This window comes from Ignavibacteria bacterium, from assembly GCA_025612375.1.
In the GTDB taxonomy this organism is placed as follows: Bacteria; Bacteroidota; Ignavibacteria; order Ignavibacteriales; family SURF-24; genus JAAXKN01.
The window spans coordinates 1-10,198 of the sequence record JAAXKN010000070.1; the positions used below are offsets into that span (position 1 = coordinate 1).

Consider the following 10,198-nt stretch of genomic DNA (forward strand, 5'->3'; position numbering starts at 1 on the left):
GCGGAAAGAGTGGGATTCGAACCCACGGTACGGTTGCCCGCACACACGCTTTCCAGGCGTGCCAGTTCAGCCACTCCTGCATCTTTCCGTAGTTGAAAGACCCAAATATATAAATATTTCGTGAAATTTAAAAGAAGCAGTCCGAAAATATTTTAAAATGCACGTTATTTTTGGTAAATTTATTAGTTAAAAAAAATGGAACAAATGGATCAAATATATTCAGGAATGGTATTACGGTCTGTCTTTGTAGTCATCTCAGCCCTCGTGGGGGCGGTTTCCACTTTCTCAATCAAAATAGACCATCATAAATTATGCGCTTTAATAAGCCTCTCAGCGGGAGCCTTATTCGGCGCAGCGGCGTTTTCCATACTGCCTGAGGCGTATGAGGCGCTTTCTGTACCGGAACTTCTCTTAGGATTAGCTTCGGGCTATTTAGTATTCTATCTTATAAGTAAGTATTACTTTCACGTCTGCCCGGCCTGCAGTGCAAGCCACTTTGACGAGCAGACAACAAAGCGGTTTTCGGAAATTGTGCTTCTGATGGTAACGGCACTGTCGTTCCACTCGCTCTTTGACGGCATTGCGCTTACCACAGGCGGCGAGCACATGCACTTCGAGAGCAACTCTATATTCCTTGCAATACTTGTGCACAAGTTTCCCGAGGGACTTGCTTTAGCCTCGCTAATGCTGGGAGCGGCATACAGCAAAAAGAAGATTATTACATATGTAACACTTGTTGAACTTACGACCGTGCTGGGAGCGGTAATAGGCATTTACCTGCTGCAGTCCATGATCTCCCCCATTGTATTCGGAATGATAATGGCGCACATCGGCGGCGGATTTATTTTCCTGGCGTTCCATGCCGTACTGGGAGAGATGCTGAAGAACCACACAAAGCTTGTAGTTACATCATTCTTAATTGGAGCCGTCTTAATACTGGCGACAAAATTCATAGCCGGTTCAATTTAGAAATATTTCACATCTTTTATATAAAGCAGCGGGACGGAGCAATTTGAATAAATCTGCCGGTTGACTTGTCTGGAGGGTTGATTTAGTGTATATTATTTATTAGAATTGGTGTTCAATTTTTTAAGTTTAAGCGACCAATACCGGGAAAGGTGGCAGAGTGGTCGAATGCGGCGGTCTCGAAAACCGTTGTGCGGGCAACCGTACCGGGAGTTCGAATCTCCCCCTTTCCGCTTACAAAAGCTCAAAGACGGACTTGAAAACGTTTTTGAGCTTTTTTGTATGATGAGGTAAATTGACTTATAGTTTCTCCAGTCACAGCTTTTACTAGATGGTTTATCACCCTTTTCTAAAACCATAATCCATAGCTGAACTTCAGGATCAGCTGATTTGAATCATACTGCCAGTTCAAACGGTCGAGCTTATTTATGTTATGATTGTACACCAGGAACAGATCCCCCATCATGTTAAACATCCACCTAAGGCGTGTATTTGTGCCTATCTGCCTTGAATCGGTATCGTACTGGATAAAGGAACTGAGGTCGATACTGGAAGAAAGGCCCAGCTGGAATTTCAGGCCAACCAGGTCCTGTGTAAAATCACCTTCGGGAAGCCTGGCAATATTTTTCTCGAAGCTTAAACCTATATTTAAGCTGTTCGATGGCCTCAGATTCAACTCACCGCTTACCTGATCCATGTAGCCATTATAGAATGAACCGAACCACCAGGTTGCAATGCCGTTTATCAGGCGCTTGGAAGCAGTTTCTGCCTCAAGCCTGAATCTCTTCCAGTCGTATGGCCCCTTAGGAATAATAACGCCTTTACTGATTTCAAAATCCTCTGGGAGGTATTCACCTTCAGGCGCTATATTAAATTCAATTCTGTCTCCGCTTTCAAAAAGAGTGTTGATGGGGGCTAAGAAAATGCTATAGTACTGCCATTTATTTTTAAGATCAGTGATCAGGGAAAAGGAAGATTCAAAATACCAGCGTCTTATATCCAGCACTCCAGGCTGCGGCATATAGTCAGCACCAAATGAGTATTTATTTATACCGTTCCTCGGAACAAACCCAAGAGACGGAGAGAATCCATCTCCGATTCTTAAGGCCGTGAGTGCCATATCCAGCACGTCATTAGGATAATCGATCTTAAATCCTGCTGCCGTCCTGTCTTTGACAAGTCCGTTCTTATTATATAATCCCCAGAGGCCGACGGTAAAATTTTTATCGCCTAAGAATTTTGAGGTATGATATGAAAGATCAGTCCCGAGTACCCATTCATTATTTTTTCCCGCAGGATCACCTACGGTTCCGATCAGCCCAATAGTTGATTCCTCAAGGACATTTTGTTTTATCCTGAAGACACCGAGTGACGACATTGGAACTAAACCGCCAACGGAATTAGTCCTTGTAAAAATTCCGCCGAAGCTTGTTCCGCCTATCTTGCCGTTTACTTTTCCGCCGAAAAGAATGGGTATCTTCTGCCCGTTATACAGGCCGATTCTGCGTGAGAAAAACGGGATAACGTCCTCACCACAGCCGATACCGAAATCGAATAAGTCCGCTCCTTCAAGAAAGAATCCCCTCTTCTCAGGGAAATAAAGCGGGAAGCGGGTCAGATTTGTCTGTCTTGCATCCACCTCAGTTTCTGCAAAGTCTGTGTTAATGGTCAGTTGTGCGTTTATATCATGGAATTTCTGGGTAAGGTCTGCGCTTAAATCAAATTTTGAACTATAATTTTTATCATAAAATTTATTTGAGGATTCTATTGTTGAAATCTTTGCTGATACACCCATGCCATTATTAAAATCAGGCAGTTCAGTCAATCTCCCGGCATGGACAACATTTCCTAAAAGAAAGTCCCGCTTAAGCCCGGTCCACCTGTCCCGTTCAAGCAGTCTCTCGATCTTTCTTTCGAAATTAAATCCCCACTCCTTCAGTTCCGGATTATAGGATAAAATCCTGACGGGTATTACAATTTCTGCTGTCCACCCCACGGGGGTTCTTTGAGTTGCTGCATCCCAGGCTCCATCCCAGCTTGAATTCTCGGCTTCACCGGCGTTATGCACAAGGGCATCATACCTTGTTCCGTATGGATTAATGGCGAAGACATAACCGGTTCTTTGGTCAAGATGCGTGTCAAAGACAAAAATAACCCTGTCTTCGTCCGATAGATAAGCGTCACGGGTCTTAGAAATGGAAATTATTTTATCAGGTTCAGGGTCAAAACATTGAATTCCCAGGTATATATTTTTACCGTCTGAAGCAACTTTTACTACTGTGTTAAACTCAGCTTGCCTTCCTTCAACAGGGTCTACCATAGTAAGGCCGGAAATTGAATCAGCTTTAGGCCAGAACGCCTCATTTAATATTCCGTCCAGTTTGATATTTTCATTTTCAGATAAATTATAAACCTTAAGGCTTTGTGAATAACAGACAGAAGCCAGAAGAGCTAACAGGACAATTACTCTCATAATTTTTGGGGCCTTAAAAACTTTCAGAATCTATACGAGTTAAAAATGGAGTTAAAAATATATACAAACAATTGCTTCCAGGCAATAATCCAAATGCCCTAAAACTCATTTGATGCAAAAACAAGGTACCCCCTCCTTTCGGTTGTAGTAATTAGGGAAATAATTGTTACTATATGTAATAGGTATTACAACTGAGGCGTTATGAAATGGCTTTTTCTGGTGCACGAACTTCAGGGACTTAAGTCCAGTGCCCGGGTAAGAATATGGCGGAACACGAAAAAGGTTGGGGCCATACTTTACAGGGATTCAGCATATGTTCTCCCCTACAGCAAGGAGAATATGGAAAGCTTTCAGTGGATTTTAAGTGAAATTAAAGCCGTAAAAGGCCATGGGGCAATCTTCATTTCTCAGTCAGCTGACGGAAAAGAAGATGATGAACTTAAAAATATTTTCCTTAAAACAGCTGGTGCAGAATATGAAAAGCTGCGGGAAAGAAGGGATAATCTTCAGATGAGATTTGAACAGCTAAAGAAATCTTCAAGTTTAAGTGATAAGCTCCTTAAGGATTTGCAGAAAGAACTTGGACAGCTAACATATCAGTTCCAAGAAACTTCTGAGACAGATTATTTTCATTCACCAATGGCACAGGAAGTAAAGCATAAACTTTCTATTTTGAATAAAGGTCTTTTATCAAATATTCCAACTGATTCTGCAGATAAACTGCTTGTTAAGCATAACCCAAAAGACTTTCAGAAGAAAAAGTGGGCGACCAGAAAAAATATTCATATAGACAGGCTATGTTCTGCCTGGCTTATTAAAAGGTTCATCGATAAAGCTGCACAGTTTGAATTTGCACCTGAAAATTCACTTCCAAAAGATGCGCTTCTTTTTGATGTTTTCGGCTCTGAATTCGGGCACAGAGGTGAAGACTGCACGTTTGAAACTTTGCTGAAAATATTTCAGATAAGGGATAAGGCATTACTGAATATTTCTGAAATAGTTCATGACATCGATCTTAAGGATAAAAAATTTAACCGTCCTGAGGCAAAGGGAATTGATATTATTGTAAGGTCACTATCTAAATATTTTAACAATGACAATAAAGTTTGTGAAATTGGCTTTTTACTCTTAGACGGGCTCTATTATTATTTTAAGACTTCAAGGAACATACAGGTAAATTTGAAGGCATTTGATGAGGTGGCAAAATGATTCTGAAAATAGTGAATATTCTTCTGTTTATTGCGGGGTGCATATTTGTCTTGATTGGAGTTTTTTCAAACACAGAGGGTGTGCATCTTCTTGGCGGTTTTTGTTTTTTCTTAATATTTGCCTTTACGGATCTTTTCGCAGACAAAGGATAAAAAAGATTAATTAGAGGAGGATAAAATAATGAGAAATATAAATGTATTCCGGCTGGCATTGTCAGTTATATTCCTGACATTTTTTACGGCTGACGGCTTTTCCCAGACAAAGGGATGGGAAGATGTGGAGAAGATAATCGGCAAGACCGGGAAACTCCAGGGGGATGTTTTCAAAATCACTTTCCCAAGGAGTGACCTTAATGTAAAAGTTGCCGGGGTGAAAATTGAACCTGCTCTTGCACTTACGGGCTGGATTGCCTTTAAGAAGATGGGCAGCAACGCTATGCTGATGGGTGACATGGTATTGCTCGAGACAGAAGTTGAGCCAGCAATGAAAAAAGCAGTTGAGAATGGCTTAGAAATAACTGCACTTCATAACCATGTTCTGAAAGAAACCCCACAGGTTATATATATGCATGTGGGCGGCATGGGAAGCCCCACAGAGCTTGCACAGAAAATAAAATCCGTCATAAGCCAGACAAAAATTCCCCTTACACAGCCAAAGCAAAATCAGACTGTGCAAAGTAAAACTGACTGGTCCAAAGTGCAGTCAATTTTAGGAACAAAGGGACAGATGGCAGGTGACATACTTCAGATTTCAGTACCAAGGGAAGACAAGGTTACAGAAAACGGGGATGAAATCCCGACATCGATGGGGATGGCTACATCATTATATTTCCAGAAAGTTAAGGACAAGGCTGTTACAACAGGAGACTTTGTACTTATTGGTGAAGAGGTTAATCCTGTAATAAAGGCCCTTGTACAGCATAACATAGCAGTCACAGCAGTGCATAACCATATGCTGAGTGATAATCCAAGGATTTTCTTTCTGCATTTCTGGGGTAACGACACTCCTGAAAACCTGGCAAAAGGCCTGAAAGATGCCATTTTCAAGACAAAATCAAAGACTGAGACCACAAGCAGTAAATGATAAGTTATTTATGAAAGCCGGTGTATGAAGGTACCCATTGAATATTCTCTTAAAGGACTGCTACTATATTTTCTTAAGCTTGGAACTATCGGTTTTGGCGGACCGGTAGCTCTAGTCGGATATATGGAACAGGATCTGATGGAAAAGCTGGGATGGATAACCAAGGAGGAATACTTAAGAGGACTTACGCTTGCCCAGCTTGCACCGGGCCCATTAGCAGCACAGCTTGCCATTTACATCGGTTTTATTAAAGGCAGAATAATTGGGGCAACTCTTGTTGGAGTAGCTTTCATTCTGCCTTCTTTTATTATGGTTGTTCTTCTTGGAGTTCTCTATGCAGCCTATGGAGGCTTCTTCTGGATGCAGGCACTCTTTTACGGAATTGGGGCTGCAGCAATTGGAATAATGGCAAAATCTGCCTATAAGCTTACAAAACTGGTAATAAAGAAGAACTACCTTTTTATAGCGATATTTTTATTTATGGCTGTAGTAACTGTAATTACAGAAAAAGAGATTATCTGGCTGTTTATTCTATCCGGTATTGTAGCCTTACTATTTAACGCTGCTCGTCAAAGCAAACTTCAGGCTCTCAGATCCTTTTCTCCTTTTTTTGTTTTATTTATCCAGTCAGTTTTTAGACCTCCTATTTTTCACAGCTTAATAAAATATTCTTTTATTTCCTTAGGGCAAGCTTTGTGGTTTTTGGCAGTGGACTGGCAATTGTTCCATTTTTGCATGGTGGTGTTGTACTTCAGAACCACTGGTTAAATGAAAAGCAGTTCCTTGATGCTGTAGCCGTTGCTATGATTACTCCCGGTCCGGTAGTAATTACAGTCGGCTTTATAGGTTACTTGGTAGCAGGCCTTCCGGGAGCCGCCGCCGCAAGCCTTGGGGTATTCCTGCCGGTTTACCTGTTTGTAATTTTGCCTGCCCCCTATATTGAACGATACAGTACAAACTCACACCTTAAATCTTTTATTGAAGGAGTAACCGCAGCCGCAACTGGAGCAATAACAGGTGCAATTGTTATACTGGGAAGACATGCAATAACAGATTATTTTACTTTAGCTGTCGCCTTGGGGACAACTGTGATCTTATTCCGGTATAAAATACCCGAACCAATATTAATCCTTGCCGCAGCCATCCTGGGGCTAATTGCATTCTCTTTGAAGGGTTAAGGAGTGTAAATTAAATGAATTTTAGCACAATGAATCCAATTTATGCAGCAGATTAAAAAGAATATCCGCATTTTATTTATCGCACGGACGATCAGATTGTTTGCATACGGATTTATCTCTGTTATCCTTGTCCTATATTTAGCTGCGATCGGCCTGAAGGAATATGAAATCGGAGTTTTGCTTACACTTACGCTATTGGGCGATGTAGTCATCTCATTTTGGATCACAACCAATGCAGATAATTTCAGCAGAAGGAAAATGCTGATAGCTGGTTCAATTCTCATGGCGGCCGGTGGATTTATATTTGTCTTAACTGATAACTATATTATTCTGGTACTAACTGCAGCCATTGGAGTCATTAGTCCAAGCGGCAAGGAAATAGGTCCGTTTTTATCTATTGAGCAGTCTGCCCTCTCAGAGCTGGTCCCAACTAAAGCTCTTCCCGGAGTATTTGCATGGTATAATCTTGCAGGCTCTTTTTCCACTGCTATTGGAGCACTGTGCGCCGGCTGGGGGGCACAACTCCTTCAAAAAGAAGGTTTAACAAATATCCTTACCTATAAAATAATACTGGCCATATATGGGCTGATAGGTTTGATGCTTTTAATTTTATTCCGTGTCCTGACAAACCAGGTTGAAGTGCCAAAAACAACAGATACCGCTAAAACAATTAGCAGATTCGGGCTCCACAGTTCAAAAAAGATTGTTATAAAGTTAAGCGCATTATTTGCTCTCGATGCATTTGCAGGCGGTTTCATTTTGCAAAGCATTTTCGCATACTGGTTTTATCTAAAGTTTAATGTAAACACAGGATCAATTGGGAGCATTTTTTTTGCGGCAAATTTAATTGCAGGCATTTCATCTTTGTACGCAATCAAAATTGCGGGCAGGCTGGGCCTGATTAAAACAATGGTATTTACTCACCTGCCATCTAATGTTTTGCTGCTTTTAGTGCCGCTTATGCCGAACCTGCCCTCAGCAATTGCAATGCTTCTTTTAAGGTTCAGCATTTCACAGATGGATGTGCCTACACGTCAGACATATACGATAATTGCGGTCAACAAGGATGAGAGATCAGCCGCCTCAGGAATAACTTCAATAGCTCGTTCCATAGGCGCTTCAATCTCACCTTCGCTTGGAGTAATTTTTCTGGCAAGCCCTGCCCTGATTAACTTACCATTCTTTTTTGCTGGCGGGCTGAAAATCATCTATGACATCTGGCTCTACCATAGTTTTAAGGAAATTAAAGATGGACAGGAAATCGGTGTTAAGCGCACTAAAGTTACCTAATTTCTAAATTTTAATGCCAAATTTCTCTAATATATAGATCATCAGGAAATAAAACAGAACCATTACAACAATTGATATAATAAGAGCAAAGATAAAATCCATCTTTCTCAAAAGGTATGGCAGCAGAATAAACATGGACAGTGATGGAATTACAAGCCAGAATATACCGGTTGAAAGTTCCGAGACCTGTTCTTTGCTTTTTGTTTCATAATAAAGCCAGATAAACGCAAGTATCGAGACAAGGGGCATTGAGGCAAATATGCTTCCTATCAATGTGCTTCTTTTCGACACTTCTGATACAAATACAATAATTGCTGCTGAAATTAATACCTTTACGATATAATATATCATGACATTATCCTATATTGAAACCTGATATAGCTAAAATAACTCTATTCAAAAGTAAATCAAAAGAATCTATCAATTATTAGGTCGCCTGGAATAAGTAAATATTAAGTAAATTCCTAAAATTATTTCAGGACACTTTTAGGACATCACCTTTCTAAAAATGCCCAAAACAGCCTAAATTCCAAATATTTTGAAGGGCTGCGGAAAATCTCCCCCTTTCCGCATAGAAAAATTAAAGCTCAAAGATCAAATAAAATTGCGTTTTTGAGCTTTTTTTTACATAATGTCATCTCCCTCATTCACCCAAATACCCCCTGATTTGCCGACAATATGAAACTTTTATTACATTTTTATGACATCGTTTTTTAGAATACCCACTTCCAGTATTTGGAAATAAATATTAAATTATATACCGGATTCATTTCTGATAATAATAACTAGGGGAAAAATGACGAAAGAACAGAAATTCGACTATTCTCTGAAAGCATATTTTGTAATTGCTGGGATTACCATTTATTATTTTCTAAAAAATGTGTTTTTGGAAGATGTATCCATTTCTGCTATTCTTATTAACTCCGTGGGTATTGCAACTTTGGGACTTATTCTCTGGCAAATTATTTTGATAATGATTGGAAAATCAATTGATGCAAGAATTGAAAAAGAGAAATTGATGGAACGCCTTAGATTTGAAAAAAAGGTTGATGAGTTTCATGATGGTATGAATGAAGAAAGGGATAAACAAATAGATGCTTTAATTGAACAACATATTAAAGTGCTTGCCAGAAAAAGAAAATCGCTGGTAATGACTTATGATTACGGAGTGGAAGATCCTAGTGCTTGGGAAAGAGAAAAGTCTTATTTCTTTAATAATGTAATTGCCGTTGAATTGGTAAAATATATAACCCCACGTGTAAGCCAGATAGCTGAAGAAATGGGACTTCCTACAGAAAAGGTTGAATATAACTTGAAGATTGATGCAAATGAGGTTAATGACCTTATTGAGAAATAAATTGAAGATTATTATTTGGATGAGAACAAGGAAGCTTCAAATTCTTCATTCAGTATAAAAATGGAGCCTTATGACTATGAAAAATATTGTACAGAAAAATTTTAAAAAATAGGTTGGGATGCAAAGACTACTAAAGCAAGCGGGGATCAGGGACTGGAGATTTATGCGGAAAAGAATTCAGTTTCTGTTGTAATTCAATGTAAGGATATTCTCTACCTGTAGGGAATAAAGCAGTTCAGGAGGTTCATGCGGCTAAAGGTTTTGTACAGGCTGATTACGCAATAGTAGTTACAAATGCTGGTTATACAAAATCAGCTAAACAGCTGGCTAATTCCCTAGATGTCCTACTCTTGCATCATGAAGATTTAGAAGATTTGGATAACCATTTATTGAACTGTGCTCAAAATTAGCAATTCGAAATTTAGGCCTCAAGTTTTAACCTGATCAGCTGTAATGCGTATTTTACTATAGAGTGGTTTATATATGGGTATAGTATCTCCAGAGATCCTGCAGGGGATGCCGGAAGAATTAAAGCAGATTATAGAAAAATTATCAGTACAGAACGCCGAGCCCTAAGATTGGCATCTTGGGCTTCCCCCCATCCTTTGGACAGTTTTTTAGCCTAATTTAAGACAGTGTACT

Annotated in this window: 7 protein-coding genes, 2 tRNA genes and 2 pseudogenes; 8 read left to right on the plus strand and 3 right to left on the minus strand. The window is 39.8% G+C overall.

Annotated features, from left to right (window positions below; translation table 11 throughout):
- Nucleotide 1: 1 nt before the first annotated feature.
- Nucleotides 2-88 (minus strand) — tRNA-Ser (locus tag HF312_20680).
- Nucleotides 89-204: 116 nt separating this feature from the next.
- Between HF312_20680 and HF312_20685 the strand changes: the two genes are divergently transcribed.
- Together HF312_20685 and HF312_20690 are read left to right on the plus strand one after the other, a co-directional pair.
- Entirely contained in the window at nt 205-969 is a 765-nt protein-coding gene (locus tag HF312_20685) for a ZIP family metal transporter (protein MCU7522642.1), read from the plus strand.
- A 143-nt stretch (nt 970-1,112) separates the two neighbouring features.
- A tRNA-Ser gene (locus HF312_20690) sits at nt 1,113-1,199 on the plus strand.
- A 116-nt stretch (nt 1,200-1,315) separates the two neighbouring features.
- Here the strand turns inward: HF312_20690 and HF312_20695 are convergent.
- Nucleotides 1,316-3,439 (minus strand): carbohydrate binding family 9 domain-containing protein, encoded by a 2,124-nt coding sequence (locus HF312_20695; GenBank protein MCU7522643.1) that lies wholly within the window; start codon nt 3,437-3,439, stop codon nt 1,316-1,318.
- Nucleotides 3,440-3,640: 201 nt separating this feature from the next.
- Between HF312_20695 and HF312_20700 the strand changes: the two genes are divergently transcribed.
- The 4 genes and pseudogenes from HF312_20700 to HF312_20715 all read left to right on the plus strand — a co-directional run bounded on the left by HF312_20700 (nt 3,641) and on the right by HF312_20715 (nt 8,199).
- A complete protein-coding gene (locus HF312_20700; GenBank protein ID MCU7522644.1) occupies nt 3,641-4,648 on the plus strand; it encodes a chromate resistance protein in 1,008 nt (335 codons plus the stop codon).
- Nucleotides 4,649-4,828: 180 nt separating this feature from the next.
- Nucleotides 4,829-5,731 (plus strand): DUF1259 domain-containing protein, encoded by a 903-nt coding sequence (locus tag HF312_20705; GenBank protein MCU7522645.1) that lies wholly within the window; start codon nt 4,829-4,831, stop codon nt 5,729-5,731.
- A gap of 24 nt (nt 5,732-5,755) precedes the next feature.
- Nucleotides 5,756-6,909 (plus strand): annotated as a pseudogene (chrA, locus tag HF312_20710) (chromate efflux transporter).
- A 42-nt stretch (nt 6,910-6,951) separates the two neighbouring features.
- Complete coding sequence (locus HF312_20715) at nt 6,952-8,199, plus strand: MFS transporter (GenBank protein ID MCU7522646.1); 1,248 nt, start codon at nt 6,952-6,954, stop codon at nt 8,197-8,199.
- A gap of 3 nt (nt 8,200-8,202) precedes the next feature.
- On the opposite strand, the gene HF312_20720 is transcribed toward HF312_20715, so the two are convergent.
- Nucleotides 8,203-8,550: a DUF3147 family protein gene (locus HF312_20720; protein MCU7522647.1), complete on the minus strand. Its 348-nt coding sequence runs from the start codon at nt 8,548-8,550 to the stop codon at nt 8,203-8,205.
- A gap of 445 nt (nt 8,551-8,995) precedes the next feature.
- On the opposite strand from HF312_20720, the gene HF312_20725 reads away from it, so the two are divergent.
- Together HF312_20725 and HF312_20730 are read left to right on the plus strand one after the other, a co-directional pair.
- Entirely contained in the window at nt 8,996-9,556 is a 561-nt protein-coding gene (locus HF312_20725; GenBank protein ID MCU7522648.1) for a hypothetical protein, read from the plus strand.
- Between the two features lie 215 nt (nt 9,557-9,771).
- Nucleotides 9,772-9,966 (plus strand): annotated as a pseudogene (locus HF312_20730) (restriction endonuclease).
- Nucleotides 9,967-10,198 lie beyond the last annotated feature (232 nt).

Excerpts from the sequence above, each read along its gene's own strand:
- HF312_20685 (MCU7522642.1), top strand. The coding sequence starts at position 205 with ATGGATCAAATATATTCAGGAATGGTATTACGGTCTGTCTTTGTAGTC.
- HF312_20695 (MCU7522643.1), bottom strand. The coding sequence starts at position 3,439 with ATGAGAGTAATTGTCCTGTTAGCTCTTCTGGCTTCTGTCTGTTATTCA.
- HF312_20700 (MCU7522644.1), top strand. The coding sequence starts at position 3,641 with ATGAAATGGCTTTTTCTGGTGCACGAACTTCAGGGACTTAAGTCCAGT.
- HF312_20705 (MCU7522645.1), top strand. The coding sequence starts at position 4,829 with ATGAGAAATATAAATGTATTCCGGCTGGCATTGTCAGTTATATTCCTG.
- HF312_20715 (MCU7522646.1), top strand. The coding sequence starts at position 6,952 with ATGCAGCAGATTAAAAAGAATATCCGCATTTTATTTATCGCACGGACG.
- HF312_20720 (MCU7522647.1), bottom strand. The coding sequence starts at position 8,550 with ATGATATATTATATCGTAAAGGTATTAATTTCAGCAGCAATTATTGTA.
- HF312_20725 (MCU7522648.1), top strand. The coding sequence starts at position 8,996 with ATGACGAAAGAACAGAAATTCGACTATTCTCTGAAAGCATATTTTGTA.